The sequence below is a fragment of the Anaerocolumna aminovalerica genome, from assembly GCF_900115365.1.
Taxonomy (GTDB): domain Bacteria; phylum Bacillota; class Clostridia; order Lachnospirales; family Lachnospiraceae; genus Anaerocolumna; species Anaerocolumna aminovalerica.
In genome coordinates this window covers 1-26,627 of sequence record NZ_FOWD01000019.1, presented here as the reverse complement: position 1 = coordinate 26,627, position 26,627 = coordinate 1, and the positions used below count along the sequence as shown (strand labels likewise).

General features: G+C 33.7%; 24 protein-coding genes. 4 read left to right on the top strand and 20 right to left on the bottom strand.

All coding sequences use genetic code 11. The annotated features are described in order from the left end of the window. Window position 1: 1 nt before the first annotated feature. The 17 genes from BM183_RS11650 to BM183_RS11575 form a co-directional block, all read right to left on the bottom strand. Window positions 2-1,222 carry an S-layer homology domain-containing protein gene (locus BM183_RS11650; RefSeq protein ID WP_091687058.1) on the bottom strand — a complete coding sequence of 407 codons (1,221 nt, stop codon included), beginning with the start codon at window positions 1,220-1,222 and terminating at the stop codon, window positions 2-4. Window positions 1,223-1,334: 112 nt separating this feature from the next. Continuing rightward, on the bottom strand, window positions 1,335-2,321 hold the full coding sequence (locus BM183_RS11645) for a hypothetical protein (protein WP_091687057.1): 987 nt from the start codon (window positions 2,319-2,321) through the stop codon (window positions 1,335-1,337). After that, on the bottom strand, window positions 2,308-2,823 hold the full coding sequence (locus BM183_RS11640; protein ID WP_091687056.1) for a hypothetical protein: 516 nt from the start codon (window positions 2,821-2,823) through the stop codon (window positions 2,308-2,310). The genes BM183_RS11645 and BM183_RS11640 overlap by 14 nt, the downstream gene beginning before the upstream one ends. A 61-nt stretch (window positions 2,824-2,884) precedes the next feature. Then, on the bottom strand, window positions 2,885-7,570 hold the full coding sequence (locus BM183_RS11635; protein ID WP_091687055.1) for an Ig-like domain-containing protein: 4,686 nt from the start codon (window positions 7,568-7,570) through the stop codon (window positions 2,885-2,887). A gap of 41 nt (window positions 7,571-7,611) precedes the next feature. Continuing rightward, entirely contained in the window at window positions 7,612-7,989 is a 378-nt protein-coding gene (locus BM183_RS11630; RefSeq protein WP_091687054.1) for a hypothetical protein, read from the bottom strand. An 11-nt stretch (window positions 7,990-8,000) separates the two neighbouring features. Continuing rightward, window positions 8,001-8,459: a hypothetical protein gene (locus BM183_RS11625; protein WP_091687053.1), complete on the bottom strand. Its 459-nt coding sequence runs from the start codon at window positions 8,457-8,459 to the stop codon at window positions 8,001-8,003. Window positions 8,460-8,636: 177 nt separating this feature from the next. Beyond that, window positions 8,637-10,658, bottom strand: coding sequence for a hypothetical protein (locus tag BM183_RS11620; RefSeq protein ID WP_091687052.1), 2,022 nt, complete (start codon window positions 10,656-10,658; stop codon window positions 8,637-8,639). A gap of 50 nt (window positions 10,659-10,708) precedes the next feature. Next, window positions 10,709-12,499: an ATPase, T2SS/T4P/T4SS family gene (locus BM183_RS11615; protein WP_139221521.1), complete on the bottom strand. Its 1,791-nt coding sequence runs from the start codon at window positions 12,497-12,499 to the stop codon at window positions 10,709-10,711. A 16-nt stretch (window positions 12,500-12,515) separates the two neighbouring features. Further along, on the bottom strand, window positions 12,516-13,313 hold the full coding sequence (locus tag BM183_RS11610) for a hypothetical protein (RefSeq protein ID WP_091687050.1): 798 nt from the start codon (window positions 13,311-13,313) through the stop codon (window positions 12,516-12,518). 2 nt (window positions 13,314-13,315) lie between these two features. Beyond that, the gene (locus BM183_RS11605; RefSeq protein ID WP_091687049.1) at window positions 13,316-13,978 is read right to left on the bottom strand and encodes a hypothetical protein; all 663 of its coding nucleotides are present in this window, start codon (window positions 13,976-13,978) and stop codon (window positions 13,316-13,318) included. After that, a complete protein-coding gene (locus BM183_RS11600) occupies window positions 13,968-14,930 on the bottom strand; it encodes an SAF domain-containing protein (protein WP_091687048.1) in 963 nt (320 codons plus the stop codon). Before BM183_RS11600 ends, BM183_RS11605 begins: the two co-directional genes overlap by 11 nt. Further along, on the bottom strand, window positions 14,927-15,775 hold the full coding sequence (locus BM183_RS11595) for a hypothetical protein (RefSeq protein WP_091687047.1): 849 nt from the start codon (window positions 15,773-15,775) through the stop codon (window positions 14,927-14,929). The genes BM183_RS11600 and BM183_RS11595 overlap by 4 nt, the downstream gene beginning before the upstream one ends. Before the next feature lie 385 nt (window positions 15,776-16,160). Further along, window positions 16,161-16,643, bottom strand: a complete 483-nt coding sequence (locus BM183_RS11590) for an HD domain-containing protein (protein WP_242960978.1) — start codon at window positions 16,641-16,643, stop codon at window positions 16,161-16,163. Window positions 16,644-16,882: 239 nt separating this feature from the next. Then, the gene (locus tag BM183_RS20725; protein ID WP_170847980.1) at window positions 16,883-17,035 is read right to left on the bottom strand and encodes a hypothetical protein; all 153 of its coding nucleotides are present in this window, start codon (window positions 17,033-17,035) and stop codon (window positions 16,883-16,885) included. A gap of 113 nt (window positions 17,036-17,148) precedes the next feature. Next, complete coding sequence (gene pyrE, locus BM183_RS11585) at window positions 17,149-17,823, bottom strand: orotate phosphoribosyltransferase (protein WP_091687045.1); 675 nt, start codon at window positions 17,821-17,823, stop codon at window positions 17,149-17,151. Between the two features lie 119 nt (window positions 17,824-17,942). Then, window positions 17,943-18,845 (bottom strand): dihydroorotate dehydrogenase, encoded by a 903-nt coding sequence (locus BM183_RS11580; RefSeq protein ID WP_091687044.1) that lies wholly within the window; start codon window positions 18,843-18,845, stop codon window positions 17,943-17,945. A gap of 124 nt (window positions 18,846-18,969) precedes the next feature. Next, a complete protein-coding gene (locus tag BM183_RS11575; protein WP_091687043.1) occupies window positions 18,970-19,737 on the bottom strand; it encodes a dihydroorotate dehydrogenase electron transfer subunit in 768 nt (255 codons plus the stop codon). A 363-nt stretch (window positions 19,738-20,100) separates the two neighbouring features. Between BM183_RS11575 and BM183_RS11570 the strand changes: the two genes are divergently transcribed. Genes BM183_RS11570 through BM183_RS11560 form a run of 3 tightly spaced genes read left to right on the top strand, consistent with a single transcriptional unit; the run spans window position 20,101 to window position 22,507 of the window. Then, entirely contained in the window at window positions 20,101-20,751 is a 651-nt protein-coding gene (locus BM183_RS11570; protein WP_091687042.1) for a TetR/AcrR family transcriptional regulator, read from the top strand. A 32-nt stretch (window positions 20,752-20,783) separates the two neighbouring features. Next, entirely contained in the window at window positions 20,784-21,707 is a 924-nt protein-coding gene (locus BM183_RS11565; RefSeq protein ID WP_091687041.1) for an ABC transporter ATP-binding protein, read from the top strand. Beyond that, window positions 21,707-22,507, top strand: a complete 801-nt coding sequence (locus tag BM183_RS11560) for an ABC transporter permease subunit (RefSeq protein ID WP_091687040.1) — start codon at window positions 21,707-21,709, stop codon at window positions 22,505-22,507. Before BM183_RS11565 ends, BM183_RS11560 begins: the two co-directional genes overlap by 1 nt. Window positions 22,508-22,767: 260 nt before the next feature. Here BM183_RS11560 and BM183_RS11550 read toward each other — a convergent pair whose 3' ends face one another. The 3 genes from BM183_RS11550 to BM183_RS11540 form a co-directional block, all read right to left on the bottom strand. Further along, window positions 22,768-24,612, bottom strand: a complete 1,845-nt coding sequence (locus BM183_RS11550; RefSeq protein ID WP_091687038.1) for a heavy metal translocating P-type ATPase — start codon at window positions 24,610-24,612, stop codon at window positions 22,768-22,770. 51 nt (window positions 24,613-24,663) lie between these two features. Then, window positions 24,664-24,885 (bottom strand): cation transporter, encoded by a 222-nt coding sequence (locus BM183_RS11545; protein ID WP_091687037.1) that lies wholly within the window; start codon window positions 24,883-24,885, stop codon window positions 24,664-24,666. A 91-nt stretch (window positions 24,886-24,976) separates the two neighbouring features. Beyond that, complete coding sequence (locus BM183_RS11540; protein WP_091687036.1) at window positions 24,977-25,351, bottom strand: ArsR/SmtB family transcription factor; 375 nt, start codon at window positions 25,349-25,351, stop codon at window positions 24,977-24,979. A 522-nt stretch (window positions 25,352-25,873) separates the two neighbouring features. Here BM183_RS11540 and BM183_RS11535 point away from each other — a divergent pair. Beyond that, window positions 25,874-26,437 carry an integrase core domain-containing protein gene (locus tag BM183_RS11535; RefSeq protein ID WP_091687035.1) on the top strand — a complete coding sequence of 188 codons (564 nt, stop codon included), beginning with the start codon at window positions 25,874-25,876 and terminating at the stop codon, window positions 26,435-26,437. Window positions 26,438-26,627: the final 190 nt, after the last annotated feature.

The following is a 26,627-nucleotide window of genomic DNA, read 5'->3' as shown; positions in this document are numbered from 1 at the left end:
CTTAATCTGCGTATACGACTATATTCTCTGCTCGGACTGCGTAATCCCTACCATTACTGCTACCATTTCTAGTAGCTATTCTAACATCAAAAACGCACTCCATCCATTTACCTTCTACTAGTGGTTTGGTATCAGATACATAATTATAAAATATGATATCCTTTTTGACTTTATCAAAATTAGGTGAAGTAACTTTAAACTTTGCGTAAACCCTCATGTAATAATAGTCTGAATAATATAACGTTGATGGTTCCACAGCAATTATTTCGCTCTCAATTTTCACTTTGTTCTTTTTAACAAAGGCAATATATTCCTTGATGTCATCGAATAATGGTTTATCCAAATCAGCCTTTTCAAAAAGGTAATAAGTACTGCTAAGATTATTTAACCAAGTATTATCAATAGTCCTATAATCCACATTCAAACGTGTGGAAAGATTTAATCTTACCTTATCAGTCCAATCATTTAAATAAATCATCTTTCCATCTACAACCGTCAAACTACGCATTGTTCCAACCACTTTAACAGGGCTAGCATAATCTACTAGTTCCTTGGGTTCGTAATAATATTTTTTACGTTGGTAACTAAACTTCTTTTCATAAAAAGAATTTGGAAAACTCTCCAGGATATATTCATAATCTTTTGCATTTTTAGGAAGATTAGTAGTTCTTATTAATCGGCCATCCGGACTAAGCTTTGCCCTTTTAGATGGATTCATTAGCCGGATTAATGTTACCTTTGCATCTGTTTTTGTAAAGTATTCATTCCCCTTAAAGGATCTGTTCTGTATGTATTTACCGTTGCTATATCCCTTAATAATGCCTTTCGCAACAACTTTGGCAACATCCCCTCTTTTCTCTTTGGGAATCTGTTTAATGTCAGAAATACGGTTTTCTAAAACCGCTTTGTAAAGTTTTTCATCTAATGAGCTTTTATTTAGATATTCATCTGCTCTATTAAGAAGAACAGCTGCATCCGTAGTAGTAATATATCCTTCATAGTCAGTAAATTGATCTGATTTTAATATACCTGCTTTTAGTGCTGCGTCAATATATGGCTCTTTGACGGTAGAATCTACATCTAACTTCATAGCTTGTACCAATTGTCTTATGAAAGTCTCTATTTTTACATAATTTGTTTCAGCTTTTACCTTAAATGGACTTAATAAAGTGGTTGTTAAAATAATTAGAATTAATAATAGTTTCATCCCTTTGTTCTTCATTTTATTTATCTCCCTTCAAAAAATATATCCATATTATAACATTTATATTATCCAAAATCTAGGATTCTTTTACATGAATACATTTGTAAACCTTACTGATAATAAAAACATTCTATGGGATTCTTCCACCGTATTCATTCCTGTTAAGTATTGCTGCGCAAGGATATGCCCCTTCAAATGCACATTCTTCACAAGTAAAATAAGCTGTTGTATTAGCGCTATTACTTATATGAGCACAATCAGATCTGTGATAAAGCTTCCTTCCATCCTCCTCTGTTATATAGTAAACTCTAGACTTTTTTATTCTGGCTCCACCTATAGCATAACGGTTATAGGTATCTGTGCCGGCAAAATGATAGGGATATCCTTGAAACAATACCAACATGCTAATGTCGTCTATGGTTCTATACCAATCCGTTTTATCTATCTCCGGCAGCCAAAATTGATAGGTGATTCCAAATTGCTTGGCTATGTTATTATAGTTATTAATATATTTGTCCATTTTTTCTTCAATAGATGAAATAATGGTATTTCTTCTAACTATGTGGAAGGTTTCTTCTTCTGCTAAAAAGGTATCTTGAAACAGGCCCTCTAGATCTTTATATTCTCCCTCATATAGCTGATGGGTATTTTTATCATATACAGTAAGATAGGTATCTAAAGTAAAATTAATAATATAGTTACTTATTTCATATGCATAAGGTTGTTTTTCACTCCAACGTTGTGTGAGATAAGTTTCTTTTCCTGATTGATAAGAGTCAAAATAAAAAAGATAAAATCCCTCCTTATCTGTTACAAGGATAACAGGTACATATCCTTTCAATGTTTTCTCCAGGCTGGGATTTCCCATGGCTCCGAAATTAGCATACAAAGATTGATAGAATTGTTCTACTGCTTTTTCTTTATTTAGTACCAGTTTTCTTTGCCTGTCCACTTCTACCAAATTTATTACACTATCATCAATTGCACTATCCAATGCTTTGTTATATTCCACTTTCTGATTTACAACCGCCGTTAGATTGAAAACTCTCATATCCAGAATGATAAATAAAGAAATTTCTAAGAGGAAGAAAACTATTGCAAGATTAGTCCATTTCATCACGGATCACTCCTCCATATGTAATTAATATCTGTTCATCAGGAATATCAGATGAATAGAAAAGTTCCATCAGCCTGGTGGCTATTGTCTTGGTACGATTCTTAACAATAATGGATATATAATCCCCTTGAAAGAATTCATAGTCTTTTCCTTGATCAAATACTTCTAATATTTCATCTTGATAGGTATTATAATAGTATGTATCATAGTCTTCCAGGAAAGTACCTGTATTTTCATCATATAGAGGCTCTACCACCTTATGTGAATGTACTATTTCTATATTATACAGGTTATTCGTAGCGTCTATTTTCTTCACGAAATCCATATATATCTCCGGGCTTATGTACCCACTATTTTTGATGCTGTCAATAAACTTTGTTGTTTCATTAGAAACATAACTTTGGCTGATAATATCCTGCTTTTGAGCCATATATAACACAGGAGTTAGGAACAAGAGAATAACAGTTATTATAATTGCTATTATCTTACTAAATGCATTCATGTTTTCCCTCTTTTCAATATTACCTATCCCTATGTTCATAAGGATAGGTAAAGTCTTGCTTTTATAAAATAAGATAGTCACTTACAGTTGTATCAGCGGTTCCGTCATCTACTCTAACAATTAAAATATAATTATATATTTTATTGTTTTGCACAATAGTTGCAGTAATCGTTGCCTTTCCTTTTTTAATTCCTGTAATCATACCCTCTTGGTTTACTGTGGCAATTGTTGAATCAGAACTAATGTAAGATATAACTGCTTCATCTGCATATCCATTTATATTTACCTTGATAGTACTATCCTTATAGACTAATTTATAAACTACCAGCACTGGTTCGGAAGAGGCTGTTTGAATTGTTTGTTCTTTTAGATTGGAAGTTACTCTTTCTTGGTCTTTTACTGTTACCTTAATGGTAAATCGATATGGAACACCTTTCTTATATACTGTACCAATAATTGTTGTTCTACCGGATTTTTTAGGTGTAATAATACCCTTGCTGTTAACCGCAGCTATGCTATCATCTAATGTTTTATATACGACCTTTGTATTTTCTGTAACATTCGTTACATTTAGTTTAAAATTGTTTCCTAAATATATTACTTTCTCCATTGTAAAATTAGGAATGGCTGAAGGTTTCTTTGCCATTACTGAGTAATTATAAACCTGCTCCGGTTTCTCTTCTTTACGTGCATAAAAGTTAAAGTCAATAATGTCATTTTCTGTGTTGGAGGTTCCTATGACCTGAATAAGATTAATTTCCTTCGTCCATTCATCTTCCAAGGCAGGGGCTATCTCCCAGCCTTCTTGGGCAACTATTTTATCTTGGGCAATAAGGTTATCTGCGTATTCTTTTATTACAGGTTCCTTTACCTCTTCTTTGGGTAATACTATTACGGCATTTTCAGGAATCTTAATACCTGTTTTTCCGGAACTTGTTTCATCTGAGCCTTTTTCTGCAGCGGCATCATCTTTTATTTTTTTTAAATCTTCCAATTCGTTCTTCACATTTTCCAGTTCCTTAAAAGCTTCATCCAACTTATTCTGCAATTCCTTTTCTTTTTTTGAGCTGCTTGAATTAACACAACTGCTTTCGCTTCTTGAGATTCCACTTCCTGAATTACTGCTTCCTTCTGAATTGCTTCCTGAATTGCTGCTGCCTCCTGAATTGCTTCCGCTTCCTGAATTGCTATTGCCTCCTGAACTACTATTGTTTGCTAACAACTGTTTCAGTCTCTCAATTTCTTTTTTTAATGCAGTGTTCTCATTTTCCAGGATTGTCTTACCGGCGGCCAGATCCGCCAGCTGCTCTCTTAGTTCATCTATGGTACTGTTGGCAGTGTCTAAAAGAGTTTCTAATCTTACAATTTTACTCTCTAAGGTAGACTTTTCAGCGTTCAACTCGGAAATCTTGGAATTTAAATTTTTTATAGAGTTTTGTAGGTTATTATTACTTTCCATCATCTTATTGATCTGACTGGTTATATCCAGAATCTGTTTTTTTAATTCTGCCCCATCTTCACCAGATATTATTAACAATTCATCAATTCTTTGCTGTAATTCCTTATTTAGGTTCTCCGTTTCATGAAGTCTGGTAAGTAGATCATTCTTCTCTTTTTGTAGTTTAGTTATTGTTACTTCCGACTCTAAAAGCGTAACCTGTAACTCATTAATTTTCTCTTTTATTCCATCTTCATCCTTTGAACCAACTAACTTCACTAATTCCTGCAATTTTTCAACCAGAACTGAATTATTCTCTCTTGCCGTAATAAGCTCTTTATCTAATTCCTTCACCTGCTGCCGGAGTAAAATATTATTGCCTTCTTCCTGTAGTAACTGAGCTTTTAACTGCTTTATAGCCGGAATAATTTCATCATCATCAACCACTCCTAATTCACTTTTGATTAAGAACAAGAATGAATTTAATGTTGTTATAGAATTCTTGGCTATATCAAGTTGTTCCTGTAAGACTCTATTACTGTCATTCAAAGCTTCTATTCCCTTTTCAAGATCTGTAATATTATTTTCCAAGCCAAATATGGTATTCTGGAGATCAGTTATTTGAATTAGCAACTGTGTATTTTCTTCCTGGCAGGCTGAAAGTTTTTCTTCCAAAAGACTGACCTGACTATTTAAATTAATAATTTCGTAGTTTAAATCTATAATGGTAATTTGTAGAACAGACTTTTCTGAATTGGCATCCTCTAAGTCTGATTGCAAGGATACAATCTGTTGGTTTAAGAGGTTAATCTGATTATTCAGCTCTTGAATAGTCAGAATCAAGATTTCATTGTTCCCATTAGCCTGTTTAAGTTCTTGTTCTAAATCAATAATATTACTCTGTAACTCCGTAATTTGATTTTGATAATTTGTTATTTGGTTATATAATCCGTCAATAGTATTTTGTAATTCTATTTTATCTCCATTTGCAGTATTTAATTGCTCTGTTAGTACTCTCACCTGCCTGGTTAAATCATTCACCAGATTATTCAGGTTTGTAATATCATCTTCCAGTGGATTGTTTTCTACCATAACCATAATTGGATCTGAATCAATATAAGCTGTACCTTCATATACCCGGCATATGTAAGATCCTGAATCATCTAAATCTACTGAATTTAAAACTACTCTGCTTTGCGTTTCTCCAATGAGTTCTGCTCCATCTTTATACCATTTAAAGGTTAATTCCCTTGTGCTTAAGGATGCTCTTGCATTTACATATAGTTCTGTAGAATATCCTTTTATTAATATTTTTCCAGCAGATTGAGAAAGAATCGCTAACTCTTTTTCCTTTTCCAACTGTCCGGATTCAACTGTTACAGTAATCGGATTTGACATAATAGAATTACCGTCTTTTTCTGCAATGATACAGGTATAGGTACCGGCATCTGAATCCTGTACCATTGGTATATTTAATACCGGTGAGGTTTTCCCGGTAAGTATTTCTCCATTTTTGTACCATTGGTGGTTTAAGGAATTTCCCTGTGTAAAAGGTTTTGCAGTAACGTAGATTGTTCCCTGCTTACCCTTTACAAAAATAAGTTCCCAATTACTTTGATCTGTTATAATAGGATCCTCATCATAAAATGATCCTACTACTCCATCAATTATTACGGCATATTTAGTCTTGTCTAATAACTTAATATAAATAGTGTTTGCATCATCTGGAATAACTGCCTTAAAGTAGCCTGCAGCATCTGTAGTTGCATTGTTCCAATTACTTTTGTCATAAGAATACTGAATTTCTGAATCAGTATAGGGTGTAGCTATATCTGTTGGCTCTTTTGTAGCTACTGGTTCATAAGAGTTAACAGTATCATCTCCACTAACTGAATCATACTCAACTTCATAATTACCATAATTAGCAGAACCTGTCTCATCTGTTACCTGAAATGATAACTTTGTACTTCCATAAGGAACATATAAATATAAATACCCATTATCATCCGTAAGTAATTTAGAAACTGTACCGTCTTCAAATGTAGTTAATATATAGGTATTTACAAAGTTTCTAAATCTTATCTTCTTCAAATAAATGTCACTGGTATTATTGTCAACCGGTGTGCCTCCTATGTTATAGTTCCCATGTATATTACCAACGCTGCTGTGATTAATATAATTAACTGTTGAAGTAAAACTTAGCGCATATGACTCTTTATTTAATGGTGCAATAAATGTACTATTGGTTGCAGTAAATCTAGCCATATACATACCTTTTGCCCCACCAAAATAAGCACCAATACTCTTGACATTAACTACATGAGAGTTCTCTAAACAAACATCAAGTTTTCGGATATCTCCGTCATTTCCCTCTGCAAGCCTAAATGTCATACCATTTACATAGGAGTTACTTATATTTAAATATTTATCCTTAAAATAAGATGCAGATCCCCGTTGATAAACTAATCCTAAATCATAAATTTTACTATTTGCAATATTTAAATTACTTATTACATTATTATTAAAATGAATATTTAATTTTGAAGCTTTTGAATTAAATATATTAATATCTTTAACTGTATTATCTTTTATATCAGTATCGCCTATAACATTTACTGTACTATCTTCAATAGTTACATTCCCACTACCACCTATACCCAACCCATTTTGAGTGTTTACAATTATGTTTTTAATATATACCTGATTAAAGGTATAGCCACCAGTTTTTATTTTATTTGTATTATATATAGCATTACAACTAAGGGTATCAAATCCATCAAGCCCGCTAATATTTATGTTTGCTCCCGTAACTTGTACTGTTGTTACTTCATTGTTAACAGACACATCACCAACTATAATCAGATTTACATTCCCTCTTATCTCTATATAGCCACTCCAAATCAAGTCAACTAAGTATACAGTAATTGGTGTACTGGATGAAGTGATGCTGATTGTATTCGTACTGGCGCCTTGTCCTTTTATTACATAAGCATCTGTACTGGCATCCCAAGCTTCAGAATTACCATTTACCTGTGTATAGCTTGTATCATTAATACTTATATTTCCTGTATTTATGTTCAACTGTTTAATATACTCATGATTCAAAGTATACTGTTTACCCTCAGCGCCAGTAACAACCGCTCCACCTAATGATTTAGCTGTTACTCCTTTAATAGCACTTCCACTAACAGCTTCAGGTCCCTCTAAAATATCAGCGGCTTCTACTTTTACAGCCGGCATGGCAGGTAATATTAAAGATAATATTAGAATTATGGATAAAATCTTATGTATATTTGCCTTTAATTTCATTTATACCTCTCTTTTATCTTAGGCTTTTTAGAAGCCCGTTTCTATAAACTGTTATAAGTTACTTTAGTTATATTTCCAGATGAATCCACTTCATAAGTCTTTATATAATCAGTATTTGGTACAACTGAAAAGTCGAATTCCATAGGATTAAAAGAATCTTTCTGTAAATAGATCCTATTAACTTGTACATCATACTCAAGATCACAAATCAAAGCTGCTATAACTTCCTTATAAGATACCTTATTGTCTTGTATTTTATATATTGGCTGCTCATAAAGAACACCCTGCTTACTAAGGTTCACTCTTATTGTTGAGATTAATTTGTACTGTTCTTTATATTGAATTAATAATAAGGTGCCTGCTATACAAAACATAAATATAGCTGCTGATTTTTCTACTAGCTCTTTTATATTTTCCATATCATTCTACTTTACTTTTGGACAAAGGAAATTCCGATAATGGTATCGTTTTTATCCCTTAGAATCGTTCCTGTAAACTGTACTTTCTGATTAATGTAATTGGTACTGGTAATTGTTTGTGCATCCTTTACTGAAGCATTACTCACTCCCCCAATTTCAATCTCACCGTTTGTTGAATAATTCAAGTTGCGGTTATAATATATTGTAGATTTTTTTGTGGATACAACTACAGCAATATCTTCTGTTTTATACTTATTGATTGCATTAATTACTTCACTGCCGGTTACATCCAATCCATCATACATTACCTTATCCTGTTCGCTGAACTCTTTGTTCATTCGGCTGATTTGCCCTATCCCATTTGTTGCTGCTGCATTGGCCTCTCTGGATATGTAAAATCCCAATCCAATTACTACACATGTAATAATTACACCTGCTGCTAAAATCAATCCTTTTAATGCATTACTCATATGATCATTCTCCTTAATTCTGTAAGTATATTTTTTAAAAGTGAACTACCCTAGGCTAAACCCCATTGTTTCTTACTTCAACGTCCTGGTAACCTACCAACTTAACAAAGGCGAATTCGGGTAATCCCTACTAGTTATGAAATTGTGTTAACTACTTTTCATAATGATTACACAAAATTACGTATTGTTCATCTGATCCAAATATGTGATCAGCTGGGTAAAACCTTCTACCATGAAAGGTATGATTAGATACAGTCCAATTGTCGTAATAAAAGGCATCCATGCCATTATAGTTGCATAATTTGTTTTATTACTTGTATATATTTCATTTTCAAGCTTTCTCTTTTCTTGGTAATTAATACGTTCTATCCCAATTTCGTTAAATGCTTTTTCAATTCCAATTTTGTCGCAGATTTGGAGTTTTTCAATTATATTTACAAATGGCTCAAAGGGCTCTTGCTTCTTTAACTCTTCCAAGGCTTCCAATTCTCCGGATTGTAAATTGTTAATGCAGCTTTGTATGGATTTTTTAAATACATTTGCAAAGTTCTCCATCCATTCCAATAGGGTTTCCACTGACATCTGATCTATAAACATGATCATTAGTATGATGCTTTGGAACTGCATAACTTCATCATCCATAACCATCTGACGCATTTTCTTAAGTAGGATAAGTTGAAAATACGGAATGTAATAAGTGATAATTGCTATTAATAACCCAATTAGCAATTCATACCATTTGAAATGCTCCACTTGGTATGCTCTAATTCTATAAAACACTTCCTCCGCTGTTAAGGTGGCTAGTTGTTTACTTTTTAGTACCCCTTCCTCTAATAAACTATATTCAACTTCCCCTAAGGTAACGGTTTGATTCTTAAAACGGTCTGTATAAATAACCACAGCTTCTTTCATATCTCTGGCCTGTCTTTCTGATAACATGGAACTTATATAAGAAATATTGTCCGTACCTGTAAGAAGTTGATTTCTTTTCCCTTTATGGATACTAAAAGATAGGATAATACAGCATAAGAAGGTGATTAAGCTATAAAGAATACGTTTAAAGAGAAACTGAATAGGGGTAATGGATTCTCCTGCTCTATTAAGCAATTTCTGCAATCTCAAAGTTTTCCCATAATTTTTATTTAAGATATTCTCTAAATGTTTTTTAACAATAGGCACTTGGGTAAAATAATCAATGATGACATAACTCTTTACTTCTATTCTAAGATTTTCTTTCAGGTGAGTGATTGTTTTATAAGAAATGATTGTAATGATAAATATAAGAACCATGGTTAGAATGCCAAATGCACCATAATAAAAGTACTTTAGGCCTGAAAAGCTGGATATAGCCCAATTCTGTATTGCTTGTAGAAACAGAATTGGCATAAGGGCAATAAATACTAAACCGGAAAATAAAAAGTTTATTTTTTCTCTGTTCACAATCTCTATATTTATTTCCTGTCTCAAATACTTTAGATTCGTCATGAACAAAGATTGATTATCTACTTTTTTATCTCCATATTTCATTATAATTACACTTAAGGCCAGAAAAGTTTTTATAAATCGATTAGGTATATTCTCCTTATATTTAGCAGCCTCTTCTTCAATATCTTCATTAGTAAGAATTTTATGTATTTTTGAAATATGAAGCTTAATTGGATGCTCTGCATGTTCCAAAGTTTCATGAATTGCCTCATCTATCATTCCATGTTCTTGATAATAGCGCCTTACATTCCTAAAAAACTTATCGAATTGTTTTAATAGTTTTAAATCACTTTTATCCAAAGCAAGATAAACAATTTGGTTATTAATAAAATACAAATAGGTAATAGAAAGAATAGCGTTATACAAGCTTGGTTTTCGAAAAAATATAAAAAATATAGCTGCTCCATCTATAAGCCAGGATAACATAATGGTTTTTGCAGTCTTTATTTCTATCTGCTTTGTATCATCGGGCATCAATATTTCAAACTGCCTTTGAACTTTATTAAAATACCCTTTCGTAATAGGCATTTGAACAAAAAAATCGTATACTTTATAATAAAAGGAACCACTCCACCGTTTTCTTCCTATATTATAGATAGAATACTCCTGTCTCGCCATTATCTGCTTTCTTCCAATATATAACAAATAAAAAAACAACAAAATAAAAACCATCAGCAAAGCAAATAAAACTTGAATCATTTGAATATTACTCATATATAACCATGCTCCTTTCACAGGTTGCCTTCTGCTGCTTTATAAAAGAACTAAAAAGATGCAAAGAAACTATTACATTCTGCTTGTTCTTTCTCCGTTAAATTATAATACATGGCTTTCATTACTCTTTTACTCGGCTTATTCTTTAACCGGTATTTACCCCCTTCCAGTACTACAATATCAACTGTTTGAAACCTATGCTTTCGATTTTTTTTCTTATAATATTCACACATATTCTCTCTTAAATTATCAGAATCAAAATCTTCATCAGCTATGGGTAGTATCTCCGTAATTCTTTCAATACATCGGTGGCCCTCCGGGGTTTTTATCATATGTATGTCAAATTTCACCGTATCCACAACCTGTTCTTCTGCTATAATTTCATTGGTAAATCCTCCTTCCTGAAGTAAAGCATTTCTCAAATAGATCACCAATCCTTCTGTGGTTTTAGCATGATGGGTAAATAAAGTAAATTTACTGGCAACCTGACTTAACTGAACCAGCCATCTGGCCACCGGTGCCGATGCAACTTCTCCAAGAATAGTAACTGCACCATCGGTTTTCTTTTGAATATCCAGAGCATCTTGCCCGCTTACCGTAGCCGTTTCTTTAAAGGAGAGTATATTTCTGTAAGGATACAGTTTTCTTAAATTTAATTCGAATATTAATTCTTGAATACGTAAAGTAAAGATTGGGTTTATAAATTCCACCAAAGTTTTCAGTAGAGTAGTCTTCCCGCAGCCTTGTTCACCGGTTATTGCCATTACCTGACACCCCTTTATTAACCACTTCATAGTTTCAATTGGTATATGACTTTCCTTATCTGTAATTAGAGCTTCTATATTAACTTTTTTAATACTATCAAACTTTCTTACAAAAAATGCCCAGTTTTCCGCAAAGGGTGGCCTGACTACAATTACTCTGGAACCATCTTTCATTTCGTTAACAATATATCCTTTGGCTGCACTAAGATGTCCCGGATTATCATAGCGGTAAATATTCTTGCACACTCTTTCCAGTTCCTTCTGACTTCCAAAGCTTAGGAAAGACATATGAACTGTCTTACCTTGAAAGAAAATCCATATCCCATCATAGGCATTAGGAGGTACAACAAATTCTTCTGAGAACATATCCTCTGAAAAGTGATAAAAGATGTTGGATATTCCGGATACGCCTCCGCTGACTCCGTCAATCGCCATGTCCCTGATTTCATCAATCGCCCCGTGTCCTTTATACAATTGGTAGATACGCTGCGTCACAATCTCTAACTTATCAATGTAACCTAAGGTACCTATCTCATTCATATAGGCTCTTTCAATATGTTCTTCCCTCATTTCATACCCTATCTTTTCATCCCTGTCGGAGATGTGCTGATTATAATTTTCTATAAATGTTTCTAATGCACCCATTCCATATTCTTTCTTATAACTGTACAGTAAAATATCGAATTTATCCTGAAGGGTTAATAGGTTATATTCTTGAAAAGGAATTATCTGATTGATGTTCTTTTCATTTACCTGATACTTTAACTGAATCAAATCCTTTATATATTCTTTGATGTATTCTTTTGCACCAATATCACCATAACTACAGTTTCTTAAGGCCTTTCTTAATGCTGCTCTTCTTTTCTCTCTTTTTAAGGTTTCGGTTTTATTCAGATTCCATTGTGCAGCATCCGTATTTAGAATTATATTAAATGTTTCTCTAACACCTTCTATAAGATACTGGATGCTTAATTCCTGGGGACGATTTAGATTAGATGAATTCTTATCTTTCTTAAATGCAAGATAGAAGAAAATAACCAGAATAATGAGAATTACAATAATAATTAATAAATTCATAAAATAACTCAACTAGCTACCGCCTTTCTATTTCTAAATATTTCATAAGTTTATTGACGGCAAGTTTTACTTGTTTGATAAAGTAACCATTGTTATCATCTTTATCGCAATCCATATTTTTTAGCATGAATTGAATTACCTGCCCATCTGATTGGGCATCCATATATTCTGTATTATATGGTATGATCGCTGAATTGCTATTTTTTAGCCACGAAAAAGATTTGCGCAAATTATACAGATTATAGCGGGAATAATAATCATAATTTCCAATTAAATAGAACACTTTTTTACCCCTGAATATGCTGATATTAGCGTAATCTTCTAATATAGTTTTATTTTGATTGAGACAAACTACGACTAAATCAGAATCCTTTATTATCTTCATCGATAAGTCGTTAATACCTGAATTGGTATCAATAAAAACAAAGTCATGGTATTTTGACGCAGCATGAAGAATACCCTTAATGGTCTTGTTCATATCATTCTCGTATATTTTACGATTGTCTTTAAGTGTACCCGGAAGCAAATTCAAATGTTTATTCAGCAGAGAAATAGAGCAGCTCTCAATTACCTCTTTGTCTAAAGGAGCAGATTTAATATACCGGGTCAGGGCATCAATGCCCAGGTCCATAAAAATTTCCCGATCTCCCCTTAGAGTAGAAACCAAAGATGTCTCCAAATTATTCAGATTAAAATGAGTTTGGATTACCATAATTTTGTATTGATACAAAAGGGTACTCATAACTGCAACGGCCAGTAAATTACTTGTGTTTCCTCCCTGACCGCGCACATTACTCCAAAAAGTAACTTTCACGGCTATTTCCCCCTTTCTGCCTTACTATATGCAACTCTTAATTGCTTCCCACTTATATTTTCATTCAGCCTAATAATTAGGTCCTGCAGAAAAGTTTTTACCGGCTTTGACAACTTAGGAAAAGAAAACTTATGGTCATACTGGCTTTGTATCCGGTATTTCATATCAATAGAATCCTGATATAGAATATAAACCTGCTGTTCCTCTATCATAAGGTTGCTTAGTTGTTCCTTAATATATTCCGGTTTTATCTTACATGGAAATACATCCTTTATTATTAGATATTTTTCTCCATTCCCATTATAAAAAATATTTTTTAACCGTTTTAAATTATGAAGCTGCAGATCAGTAATAAATAACACTTTCTCACATTTGGATAATATTATATTCGAAGTATCATAGCCGAAATCAATTAATGTGTAGTCATACTCTTCTTTTTTATTTCTTTCGTAATATTTACCCTGTATAAAATCAATGCCGCTATAATGAATATAATTATTTTCTTCTTTTAATGTATCCGGTACCGGTATGCTCTGGCAAAGAGCTTCCGTCTCAGCATAATCTACCAATAAAACTTTTTTCCCTAAATGATATAAAATTCTTGATAAATACAATATAATTTCGTATTTATCACATCCAAGAAAACCGATTAACTTATCCCCCATATATTATTTTTTCATCCTCCTGAATTTCATCTGTATCGGTAATATAATATTCTTTTTGCTCCTTTGCCTCCACTTTCAATTCTTTATTAGAAATTTCCTGCCGGTTTGAAATCTCTTGCCCCATTTCCTTATCCAAAGTCCAATTTACATTGGAAATATCAAGATTCATATACTCAGTCAATCTATTTTCCATAGCCTTTCTTAGTTGTCTATTTACTTCCATAGACGCTTTGTCCAATATATTCTTATCCTGTTCCATTAAGGTCAGGGATGCCAGACTTGGTTGGTATGTGGGTATGGATTCTTCTTGTAAATTTGGTTCGATATACTTTGTGGTATATAGAATAGTGCCGGAATAAAGATATGCATCAACAATTGCACTTGACATACTCAGAATTTCTTCTTCCTTTAACCAAAGAAAACATTGAAAAGATTCTATATTGGGAGAAAGAATTCTTTTTTTACTTAAAACGATGTAATCTTCACCATTAGGAAAACGGATCCGTACATCCACATAATCATTTTGAACCACATTGTTATTAATGTAAAATATATTGTATTCTACTTCCCTTAGATTACTGTCTACCCTATCCTCAGTTAACATTCCCTTTATGACCTGGGTACCTGCCCTAATATCCATTAAAACAGTCATACCAATACCTTCTTTTGTCATAAAGTATTTCTGTGGTTTGTCCGAGCAGGACACACGATAAATTAGATCCTCTTCTTTAATCTGGCTGCCTGCCGGAATGTCAACCTTTGCTTCATATACATAAATTTCTTTTTCTTCTAATTGTTCTTTTAAAACATCTATATTATGTTGGTATTCGTTTTTTATACCCTTGATTATTGTAAAATAAAATAAAATTAAACCAATGAAAATAAGGATTAAGCTTACCAAAATAATAACAACATGGCGATGTGGCGTTCTTTTTAGCCTTCTTCTTATCATAAGTATTCCTCCTTATGATTTAGTTCCATATTTCTCATTATCATTTCAACCGCTTTTTTTACTTCTTTTATGAAAGTATAGTTTGGATGGCTGGGCTTGCATGAAAAATTGCGCATTAAGAATTCCACAATATTCCCATGAGAAACCGCTTCATGATACTCAACATTGTAGGGAATCATTGCTATATTAGATTTGTCAATTAAATGTGTTTTGGAAATTTTATTGATGGTAAGCTTAGCTTTTTTCCGGTAACTGCTGATAATAAATACACACTTGTGTAATATAGAAGAATAATTATCAAAGAAGTTCTGAATCATAGAATTATTTTGAGCTAGATTTACAACCACTAAATCGGCTTCATCTAATATAACTTTTGAACTAAGATTATTTCCATTAGAAGTATCAATATATATAATGTCTGCAAATGTTTCAAATATATCCAATATATACTCAATCTTATCATACAGATCAAAGTCAAATGTCCTTATATTCGTAATTTTTGCAGGCGGAATATAGTATAAGCTGCTATTTAAGATTTCCATGGAGGCCTTTCTAATCACATTGGATAGTTCTGTTGTGACTTGGTAAGCTTCCTGATATACATTATATGCCTCTTCTATAGCTTGCCCCAATACTACCTCGCCTATATTATAATTATAATCTTCTTTTAAACGGTAATTGGAATTGTGATATCTTAAAATATTTTCAAGTCTGTTTTTCTGACAATGATTCTCGAATAAAATTACTTTAAATGAATGCTCCAATACTGATGCAACACTAATACAAGCCAAATTACTGGTAACACCAATTTTCTCTTTGGCACTGCTCCAAAAAGCTATTTTCAATAATATATACCCCTTTCCTGTATGTGCTCTTACTTACGAAAAATTAAATTAAACAAATCATTTTGTTTAAAAAGTTAAATATATACACCTCCATATATATCATTAAAATTGGAATTAAAAATTGAAATAAAAGAATTTAAGAATCTAGAAACTTAAGATAACTATATAATACACCATTATACTTTATTAGTAAAGTATATTTTTTCATAAATTACATTATTTTACCTAAATAATGCTTATGTTGTCGTTTTTTGTAATATTACGGCGAATAAAAAAGAGCATAGATTACCAACCCCATTTCAGTAGCCATCAATATGATGGCTAATCTGTTGGTATACTATGCTGCTCAATTTTTCTTTGTTTTTTATAAACATTATTACTGTAACTAAGAACAGTCTAACTCTGATTCATTACTCCAGAATTGTTCCATCATTTCTCCATCTGCTAAATGCAGAGTCTCTCTCAGCGCACAGAACTTGTCGGCCATACATACAATCCAGCTTTCTAAGTATGCAGGAGGAATGGGAGTCAAAGGGAACATATGCCTTAGAATGATATTGGTTTCTATAGATGTAAGGTTAAAATCTTCACGGGCATTTCCCAAAGCCCTCCGTGGATGATGAAAACCATGAAGCCGATGTTCTGGGTTATGCTCATGCCAATCGTATAAAAAATAGTCATGGAGCAGTGCTCCTCGAATTAATATCCCATAATCCACTTTAAGGCGAAACTTCCATGCAATCCAACAACTCATAAGTGCCACTGCGATGCAATGTTGATACACGGTGACTTTACCGTGCTGGGGATATTGATTCATCTGCATAAATCGGGAATGCATGCACATTCTTCTAAGTTCATTTGCAATCAATAATTTATAACCTGCTTTGCTCATCTTTTTCGGAATCGGACCTCCATTTTTATTGATCTAGGCCAAAAGTTATTACCACGCAAAAATTTAAGCAGAAAACCTCCAAACCAATAAACTGCCATTTTGAGAGCATAATTATAGCATGGCTGAATATAAATCCGGCATAGCAGTATTTACACTCAGAATGACAGTTTTTCAACAACACATTAACTTTATCTATATCCTTTTAATTTTACCAATTAAAACAGAATATCCGATTTTTTCTTAAGGAGTTTGCCACCGCTTATTATCATTAAAACTCCACTTGCAATACCAGCCACAATAAGTAAAATCCCCATGACTAAATTACCGATACCTACTGATTTCATAGTTGTATAGATTTTCTCACTCATATTTTTTACCAGCCTTTCTAGAATTTTGCGTTTACTAGCTAGCTTTTGTTTGAGTCACATTAAAGCAATCCATGCCTTAACCTGTGAATCTGACCCGCCGTTTTCATTCATTATTATTCTGCACCGTACTGTTTATAATACATGTCAATAGCAGTTTTTAATGTATCATCTATTACGATATTTCCATTATAAGGCTTATTATATAAATGTTCAACTACTTCTTCCATGGTAACAATAGCAGTTGTTTTTATTCCATAAGTATCTTCAATTTCAGCTAATGCACTTTTATTTCCCTGACCTTTTTCCATACGGTCTACAGAAACCACAAGTCCAATTACATCCACATCCCCCTGTGCCTTTAATATTGGCATTGTTTCTCCTATGGAAGTTCCTGCTGTAGTTACGTCTTCAATTATAATAATTCTGTCTTTATCTTTAATAGGGCTTCCCAGAAGGATTCCCTTATCACCATGATCTTTTACTTCTTTACGGTTGGAACAGTATCCGATTTCTTTTCCATAGAATTCACTGATTGCCATGGAAGCTGCAACACTTAAGGGAATACCTTTATAAGCCGGTCCAAATAATATATCAAAATCAAGTCCAAAGCGTTCTTTAATTGCTTTACTATAATATTCACCTAATTTTCTTAACTGGGAACCGGTACGGTAAAAGCCTGCATTAATGAAGAAAGGTGTCTTTCTTCCGCTCTTTGTTGTAAAATCACCAAATTTTAATACTCCACAATCTACCATGAATTCTATAAACTCTTTTTTATATTGTTCCATTTTTTCCTCCTGGTTATATTGATTTTCTAAGTTCAGTAAACTGAAATATCTTGTGAGAATCAACATGATTTTATTTCACTCTGTGTTTCGTTTATGCTATTTCTTGTCGCATTCCTCTATTACTTTACACAACCAATCAAGTCATTAATATCTTCTACATGATATTTCTTCATATATTCTTCGATACCGGTAATCACATCCTCAGTGGCCATAGGATTTGTAAAATTAGCGGTTCCTACCGCAACAGCAGTTGCTCCTGCCATTATGAACTCAATGGCATCTTCACCGGTCATAATTCCTCCCATTCCTATAATGGGAATCTTCACTGCATTGGCTACCTGATATACCATACGTACAGCAATAGGCTTTATTGCAGGACCGGATAGTCCACCGGTTTTATTGGCTAGTTGAAAAGCTTTTTTATGAATATCAATTTTCATTCCGGTAAGAGTATTGATTAACGACAATGCATCAGCACCTGCCGCTTCTGCTGCTTTGGCTGTTTCTGTAATATCCGTTACATTTGGGCTAAGCTTCATTATAATTGGCTGTTTAGCCCGTTTCTTTAATTCTCTTGTAATATTCTCAACGGCTGCACAGTTCTGGCCAAATGCAATTCCCCCTTCTTTTACGTTGGGACAGGATATATTAATTTCTAACATATCCACTTCATAATCTGCCAGTTTTTCCACAACTTCACAGTAATCTTCCAAAGTTTTTCCACAAACATTTACGATTACATTTGTATCATAATCAAACAGGAAGGGTAAATCCCTTTTTGCAAATATATCAATTCCTGGATTTTGCAGACCAATTGCATTTAACATGCCACTATGGGTTTCTGCAATTCTAGGGGTTGGGTTTCCCAGCCAGGGTATATTGGATACACCTTTTGTTGTTACAGCGCCCAGTTTACTTAAGTCTACAAACTGGCTGTATTCCATACCAGAACCAAAAGTACCGGAAGCAGTTGTTACCGGATTCCTCCATTCCACACCTGCTATGTTTATTTTAGTATTCATTCTCTTAATTTCTCTCCTATCTATTCTGAGGATAATAAATCTTTCTAGTCTATACTATATTTATTTATATAGATTATTGTGAAAATGTACTTGCCCTATTCTTTCATTTTAATCTTATTATCGGTTACAATTCCACTTCTTCTGCATAAAATACCGGCCCGTCTTTACATATTCTCTTATTCTTAACCTGAGTATGATGGTCAATTTCTTTTGACTTACAAACACAAGCTAAGCATGCACCAATACCGCAAGCCATCTTTTCTTCCATGGATATTTGCCCTTTGATACCTTTTTCTAAAGCAAATGCTTTTACACCACGAAGCATTGGAGTAGGACCGCAGGCATATATAATATCACCTTCCAGATGATTCGCCTTTATGGCATCTATTACATTTCCTTTCGTTCCTGCATTGCCATCTTCTGTGGCTATATAGACTTGTCCATATGGCTTAAAATCTTCATTTAAGAAAGTCACATCCCTATAACCCAGTACTATCTGCTTTTCACAAGATAATTGCTTTGCCAGTTCTAACATTGGGGGTATACCGATTCCTCCGCCGATAAGTATTGCTTTCTTTCCTTCCGGATGGAAGCCATTGCCTAAAGGTCCCATTACTTCTATCCTATCAGATACCTTATATTCTGAGAATTCTTCAGTTCCTTTACCAACTACACGGTAGACCAATCGCAGCAATCCATTCTCTTTGTCTATTTCACATATGCTGATTGGCCTTGGAAGTAAACGGTTCTCACTTTTACAATACAAGGATATAAACTGACCCGGTTTTGCACTGGCCGCAATATCCTTCTCTTCAATCCACATGCTATAGATATCCTCTGTCAACTTTTCAATTGAAGTTATCAAAGCCGCTTTCTTAAAGGTCTCTGCCATAGCTTCTCATCTCCTTATTTCCTTCTTATAAATATTTATTTTAATCATTCTGTTTCATGATTACGTTCCCTGAAATCTTACTTATTATAATCGAAATGCATTGATTACACAAGTCTTTCCCAGATATTTTCTAATGTTAAATAGCCTGGCATTAAGGATACTCAATTAAATACTTATTTCAGTAATACATTTTTCACCTTGACTAGCTTAGTCAAACATTTATTTTTTAGCATTGACTAATCTGGTCTAAAGTGATAGTCTATTTTTGACCAGATTAGTCAATCCAATAAACTACCAAATTAAGAATATATAATTTATTATTTTCCCATTTATTTTACCTAAATCAGAAAGGAGTTACTAATCTTGTATGATCGTTTTGAAAAGTTAGAAGAAGATAAAAAAATGAAAATTATCAATGCCGGTCTTTCCGTTTTCAGTGAAAATGGTTACGTAAAAACATCCATTGATAAAATTGTGGAACTTGCAGATATATCTAAAGGCAGTTTATTCTATTATTTTGAATCAAAGAAAAACTTCTTTATATTCTTGTATGCATACTGTACCAAAAAAATGGAGCAGTTAGCTATGGAAAATGAAACTAATTTTATGGCTTACACTGATTTCTTTGAACGGTTAAAAAAAATAGAAGCCATCAAAACTGACTTGACTGTAAAATATCCCTATATGTATTCCTTTCTAATGAAAGCATATGTAGAAACCGCTCCAGCCGTACAAAAGGAGATACAGAAAATAAATCAGAAATACACCAATACAGAAACTCTGAAAATTTATGAGAATCTGGATTATTCCAAATTCAAAGAGGGCATAAATCCTCAAATGGTAATCCAATTAGTAATATGGTGTTCTGAAGGCTGTATGAATCAACTGCTTATGAAAAGAAAAATGAATCCGTCCTCTGCTGTTTCATCGGAGGAATTAACTGAAATATTTCAAGTCTTTGACTCCTACATGGAATTATTACAAAAAAACTTTTATAAAGTTGAATATTTATAATCATTTAAATGAATGAAAGGGGAATCTGCAATATGTCAATCATTGAAATCAATGGTATAACAAAGGATTATGGAAACCGCAAAGGCATATTTAACTTATTATTTGCAGTAGAAAAAGGAGAAGTATTCGGTTATCTTGGCCCAAATGGAGCAGGGAAAACAACAACTATAAGGCATCTGTTGGGCTTTCTTACACCGGATACCGGATCTGCAAAAATTCTTGGAATGGATTGCAGAAAAGATTCTGCTGAAATTATGAAACATCTGGGTTACCTGCCGGCAGAGATAGCATTTTTTGATGGCATGAAAGGTATGGACTTTTTAAAATTTATGGGTGAAATGAGGGGCCTGGCCAATACCTCCTACCGTGATGCATTAATTGAAAAGTTCCAACTGGATACCAAAGGAACCATCCGCAAAATGTCAAAAGGTATGAAGCAAAAACTAGGAATTATCTGTGCATTTATGCACGATCCCCAAGTCCTTATATTAGATGAACCAACCAGCGGATTAGACCCCCTGATGCAAAATATTTTTGCCGGTTTAATATTAGAGGAAAAAGCAAAAGGCAAAACCATTCTTATGTCCTCCCATAGCTTTGAAGAAATAGAAAAGACCTGTGACCGGATCGGTATTATCCGGGCAGGCGAATTAGTTACTACGGAAGACATACATGTGCTGAAAACAAAGCGGAGAAAATCCTATCTAATCACCTTTGACAGTCCTGCTACTGCCAGTGCATTTGCCAAAACCGATAGTTTTGATAATATTACCTTGGATGGAGCCTCCGCAAAAGTTGATGTATTGGGAAGTGTTACAAGATTAATGGAAGCCTTAAGCGGCTTTACCGTAATTGATTTTGATACACAAAAAAATAGTCTGGAAGAGGTCTTTATGCAATATTACGGCTCAACAATCACAGAGGAAAATGCCACAAAACAGGGAGGTGTAAGATAATGTTCAGCAAACCTTTATTCAAAGCAACCTTAAAACAAAACTATGTTGTGTTTATTATAATACTTGCTGTATTAATGCTTTATTTGCCAATAATTATCCAGATGTTTGACCCCAGTACGCAGGATACATTAGATGAAATGTTAAAAGTACTGCCACAGGGATTAATTTCTGCAATGGGTTTTTCTAATGTAGGTTCTACCTTGTTGGGATTTGTGGCATCTTATTTTTATGGATTTTTAATACTGTTACTGCCGATGATTTATGTAATCATTGTTGCAAACCGCAGCATTGCCTCCCATGTAGATAAAGGCTCTATGGCTTATTTGCTCTCTACACCCAATACCAGAGGAAAAATAGCAAGAACCCAGGCAGGCTTTCTGCTTATAAGTATTACCTTATTACTTGGAATCGTTACAATAGTAGGAATACTGGTAAGTGAAAACCTCTTTCCTAATGAACTGGATATTAAAGGATTTTTATTATTAAATCTCAATACATTACTGCTATACTTTGCCTTAACCGGAATTGGCTTCTTTGCTTCCTGTTTATTTAACGATACAAAGAATTCACTGGCACTTGGCGCAGGTTTACCGGTCGCTTTTCTAGTAGTGCAAATGTTATCCAATACCGGTGAATCCGTTGAATTTTTAAAATATTTTACCCTATTTACCTTATTAGACTCAGATAAGATTATAAACGGTGAGGGATATGGAATAAATTTTGTTATTCTTATTATATTAGCGATTATTCTATATGCCTCGGGATTGTATGTTTTTAAGAACAGAGACTTACCTCTATAATATATGAAATGTATAGCATAATCTACGGTCAAGGGGGGATTGTTCTTAAAATGATTACTGATATTTTCATTTTAAGGGCGTCCTCTATACAATGGATGATGAAAAGGCGGTGACAAAAACGTATGAGGATTTGTTTTACCAGCGTTTAGCACAGCTTCGTCAAAGTAAAGGTGTGTCACAAAGGGAAATAAGTTTATACATGGGACAAAAGACGCTTTGCCCTACAAATAGTTATCCGGCAAAGCGTCTTTATAAACTGATTATAATTTTTTAACATTTAATGCCCTAAAGGAGTTTATAATAGCAATTACCGTAACTCCTACATCTGCAAAAACTGCAGCCCACATGGTGGCGAATCCAAGAGCACTTAATATAAGTACAATTATTTTTATTCCTATTGCAAACATGGTATTCTGATTTGCAATCGTTAATGTTTTCTTGGAGATTTTCATTGCAGTTGCTATTTTGGAAGGTTCATCTGTCATAATAACAATATCTGCCGCCTCTATGGCTGCATCAGAACCCAGACCACCCATAGCCATGCCAATATCCGCACGGGCCAGTACAGGGGCATCATTAATTCCATCACCTACAAAACTTAACTTTCCTTTTTGGGATTTTGAATGGAATATCTCTTCCAGCTTCTCAACTTTATTTGTTGGAAGTAATTCAGAATATACTTTGTCTATTCCAAGCTCTTTTGCTACTTTATCCGCAACTATTTTATTATCTCCGGTTAACATGACCAGCTCTTTGATTCCGGCTGATTTTAAGTCCTGTATAGCTTTCTTAGCATCCGGTTTTAATTCATCTGCAATAAGGATATAGCCCATATATTGGTGGTCTGCTGCAACATGGACAACAGTACCAATTAATTCTTCTTTAGAATATGAAACATTTTGTTTATCCATTAATTTGGCATTACCTACTGCTACTGACTTTCCATCAATCTCTGCAACCACACCATGGCCTGATACTTCCTCTACATTAGCAATCCTCGTATTATCTATATCTTTTCCATAAGCATTTTTTAAGGATAGAGAAATAGGATGATTGGAGTAGCTTTCTGCAAAGGCGGCTAATTCCAGCAGTTCTTCTTTGGAAATATTCTGTGGCTTCACTTCTTGTACGGTAAATACACCTTTAGTTAAAGTTCCGGTTTTATCAAACACAACTATTTCTGTCTGGGCTAAGGCTTCCAGATAATTGCTTCCCTTAACCAGAATGCCCTTTTTCGAAGCACCTCCAATTCCTCCAAAGAAACTAAGGGGAATGGAAATAACAAGGGCACAAGGACAGGATACTACAAGGAAGCTTAATGCTCTGTAAATCCAGTCACTAAATTCCTGGCCTTTTATTAACAGCGGCGGTGCAAATGCAAGAACTACCGCAATAATTACTACAATTGGTGTATAATATCTGGCAAATCTGGTAATGAACCGTTCGGAATTAGATTTTTTGCTGCTTGCATTCTCTACTAAATCCAATATTTTACTCACAGTGGATTCCCCGAATTCTTTCGTAACTTTAACTGTTAGTACACCATTCATATTGATGCATCCGCTTAAAATGTCATCTCCGGTTTCTATTTCACGGGGAACGGATTCTCCGGTTAAAGCTGTAGTATCCAGCATAGAATTTCCTTCTATAACCTTACCGTCCAGCGGAACTTTTTCTCCCGGCTTAATTAGTATAACATCACCGATTTGTACTTCCTCCGGATCTACAGTTGCAATTTCATCTCCTCGTTTTACATTTGCATAATCCGGTCTAATATCCATTAAACTGGATATAGATTTTCTGGACTGGGCAACTGCGTAACTTTGAAACAATTCACCAACCTGATAAAACAACATAACTGCAACAGCTTCCGGATATTCTCCCACAAAAAAGGCTCCAATGGTTGCAAGGCTCATTAAGAAGTTCTCGTCAAATACATTACCTTTGATGATATTTCTTAAAGCCATTAATACAACATCCCCGCCTACAATGATATAACTTATGATAAATAATCCAAGATTTACCCATGGATTATTGATCGGAAGCAAAGCTGCCCCAAGTAAGACAACTCCCCCAATTATAATACGCCAAAGTCTTTTTTTCATATTAACCTCCCTGCTTCCATTGCCTACGAATTTGGACGTAAGCTTTATATACTATGCTTTTTTCATAGTCACAGAAGGCTCAATTTTTTTAATGATCTTTTCTGCTGCCGGTACTATAGTCTCCAATTTATCATCTTCACATTCAAGTACCATTTTTGTAGTCATAAAATTTACAGTAGCGGATTGTACTCCATCTAATTTATTAATTTCTCTTTCCATTTTTGCTGCACAATTGGCACATCCTAAACCTTCTAAACGAAATGTCTTCTTCATAATATCCTCGATTCCGGCCCCTTTAACGCCTTATTTTTATAATATTTTTATTACACTTTTGGAAAAACAGAAACGATTCTTAAGTTTCTGTCTACCCTTCGTTCTCTTCTTCTCTTATATGTTCTAAGCCTTTTTCAAATATTTGTTTTACATGATCATCAGAAAGTGAATAATACACTACTTTTCCATCTCTTCTGAATTTCACTAAATTCGCTTGTTTCAGAGATCTTAGCTGGTGTGATATTGCTGACTTTGTCATATTTAAAAGAACCGCTAAGTCGCAAACACACATTTCACTTTCATCTAAGGCCCACATGATTTTAACTCTTGTACTGTCACCTAAAACCTTGAAAAAATCCGATAGATCATAAAGTATATCTTCCTCAGGCATTTTCTTTTTTACAGCTTCAACTACATCGCCGTGGATTACATCACAATCACAGAAAATAGTATCGTTTTTCGCCATAGAGACACCCCTTTCTTCTATTCACATTAATTGAATAGTTGTTCAACTGTTAATTTTATTATAGTTGAGTACATGCTCAATTGTCAATACTTTTTTAAATAAAAATTTAGCTTACTAATGCACGTACGCTTTGCCCTGAAGCTTGTGAAGAACTCAGAAAGTGCTTTATAAACTTTATAATGACTCAATTTATATTGTTCAAGGATAACAGGGTGTATAGGATTGATTTTGCTACCTTACCCTGTCGGCCGGATTACGCAAAATCAATCCTATACACCCTGTTATCCTAATTTAAAGTTTATGAGAGTCATTACGAAAGCTTATAAAGCACTTTCTGAGTTCAATTTATGTTGTCAGCAAAGCTGTTACTACCGATTATTTTACAAACCAGTAAATAAAATGTACATACTAATTCATGATATTAATTTTATGTTGTTATATAATGGGTGGTGTTAGTATATAAGTATGGATACAAAAAGTTTAACACGATAAAATGTTTCATAGAAAGGTGTGTGTTAAACAATGTCCAAGAACGGTACTCGTTATTCGGAAGAATTCAAACAACAGATTGTTGATCTGTATAATTCAGGTAGTTCAGTTTCCTACTTGAGCAGTGAATATGGCGTCACAAATGTAACGATTTATAGTTGGATTAAGCAGCTATCTCCAGTTAAAGTATCAGAAAAAGAAGAAATCAACTCTATTGGTTATGCCTATGATACTTCCATGACAGCCGAATTGGCTATGCAGGCAGCTAAAAATGCATGTTTAAATGTAAAGGTTATTGAAGGCATCATTCTGCACAGCGATTTGGGCACACAGTATACCAGTAGGATATTTGAGGATTACCTGTCTTTCAAAGGTATTATTCATTCTTTTAGCCGAAAAGGAAATCCTTATGATAATGCATGTATTGAATCCTTCCATTCCATGCTAAAGAAGGAAGAGATCAATCATCATAAATACAATGATTTCAATGCTGCCCGTAAGGCTGTATTTGAATATATTGAATCCTGGTACAACAGAAAAAGGATTCATGATACCATTAATTATTTGACTCCGAAGGCTGCTAATGAAGCAGCATAAGCGGCATCAAAAGTTAAACTTTTTGTGTCTACGTTATTGACACAAGTCCATGGGTATACTAAATGAATCGTTAATATTAATTAAAGCACTAAATTAAATACAAGTTTCAATACACAACTTTACCTCAATGTATAAATTGAACTTTGGAGGTTTCGAAAAGGCTTTTAATTCTTTTGGAATAGATATTTAA

Excerpts from the sequence above, each read along its gene's own strand:
- BM183_RS11650 (WP_091687058.1), bottom strand. The coding sequence starts at position 1,222 with ATGAAGAACAAAGGGATGAAACTATTATTAATTCTAATTATTTTAACA.
- BM183_RS11645 (WP_091687057.1), bottom strand. The coding sequence starts at position 2,321 with ATGAAATGGACTAATCTTGCAATAGTTTTCTTCCTCTTAGAAATTTCT.
- BM183_RS11640 (WP_091687056.1), bottom strand. The coding sequence starts at position 2,823 with ATGAATGCATTTAGTAAGATAATAGCAATTATAATAACTGTTATTCTC.
- BM183_RS11635 (WP_091687055.1), bottom strand. The coding sequence starts at position 7,570 with ATGAAATTAAAGGCAAATATACATAAGATTTTATCCATAATTCTAATA.
- BM183_RS11630 (WP_091687054.1), bottom strand. The coding sequence starts at position 7,989 with ATGGAAAATATAAAAGAGCTAGTAGAAAAATCAGCAGCTATATTTATG.
- BM183_RS11625 (WP_091687053.1), bottom strand. The coding sequence starts at position 8,459 with ATGAGTAATGCATTAAAAGGATTGATTTTAGCAGCAGGTGTAATTATT.
- BM183_RS11620 (WP_091687052.1), bottom strand. The coding sequence starts at position 10,658 with ATGAGTAATATTCAAATGATTCAAGTTTTATTTGCTTTGCTGATGGTT.
- BM183_RS11615 (WP_139221521.1), bottom strand. The coding sequence starts at position 12,499 with ATGAATTTATTAATTATTATTGTAATTCTCATTATTCTGGTTATTTTC.
- BM183_RS11605 (WP_091687049.1), bottom strand. The coding sequence starts at position 13,978 with ATGGGGGATAAGTTAATCGGTTTTCTTGGATGTGATAAATACGAAATT.
- BM183_RS11600 (WP_091687048.1), bottom strand. The coding sequence starts at position 14,930 with ATGATAAGAAGAAGGCTAAAAAGAACGCCACATCGCCATGTTGTTATT.
- BM183_RS20725 (WP_170847980.1), bottom strand. The coding sequence starts at position 17,035 with ATGAGTGAGAAAATCTATACAACTATGAAATCAGTAGGTATCGGTAAT.
- pyrE (WP_091687045.1), bottom strand. The coding sequence starts at position 17,823 with ATGGAACAATATAAAAAAGAGTTTATAGAATTCATGGTAGATTGTGGA.
- BM183_RS11580 (WP_091687044.1), bottom strand. The coding sequence starts at position 18,845 with ATGAATACTAAAATAAACATAGCAGGTGTGGAATGGAGGAATCCGGTA.
- BM183_RS11575 (WP_091687043.1), bottom strand. The coding sequence starts at position 19,737 with ATGGCAGAGACCTTTAAGAAAGCGGCTTTGATAACTTCAATTGAAAAG.
- BM183_RS11565 (WP_091687041.1), top strand. The coding sequence starts at position 20,784 with ATGTCAATCATTGAAATCAATGGTATAACAAAGGATTATGGAAACCGC.
- BM183_RS11560 (WP_091687040.1), top strand. The coding sequence starts at position 21,707 with ATGTTCAGCAAACCTTTATTCAAAGCAACCTTAAAACAAAACTATGTT.
- BM183_RS11550 (WP_091687038.1), bottom strand. The coding sequence starts at position 24,612 with ATGAAAAAAAGACTTTGGCGTATTATAATTGGGGGAGTTGTCTTACTT.
- BM183_RS11545 (WP_091687037.1), bottom strand. The coding sequence starts at position 24,885 with ATGAAGAAGACATTTCGTTTAGAAGGTTTAGGATGTGCCAATTGTGCA.
- BM183_RS11540 (WP_091687036.1), bottom strand. The coding sequence starts at position 25,351 with ATGGCGAAAAACGATACTATTTTCTGTGATTGTGATGTAATCCACGGC.
- BM183_RS11535 (WP_091687035.1), top strand. The coding sequence starts at position 25,874 with ATGTCCAAGAACGGTACTCGTTATTCGGAAGAATTCAAACAACAGATT.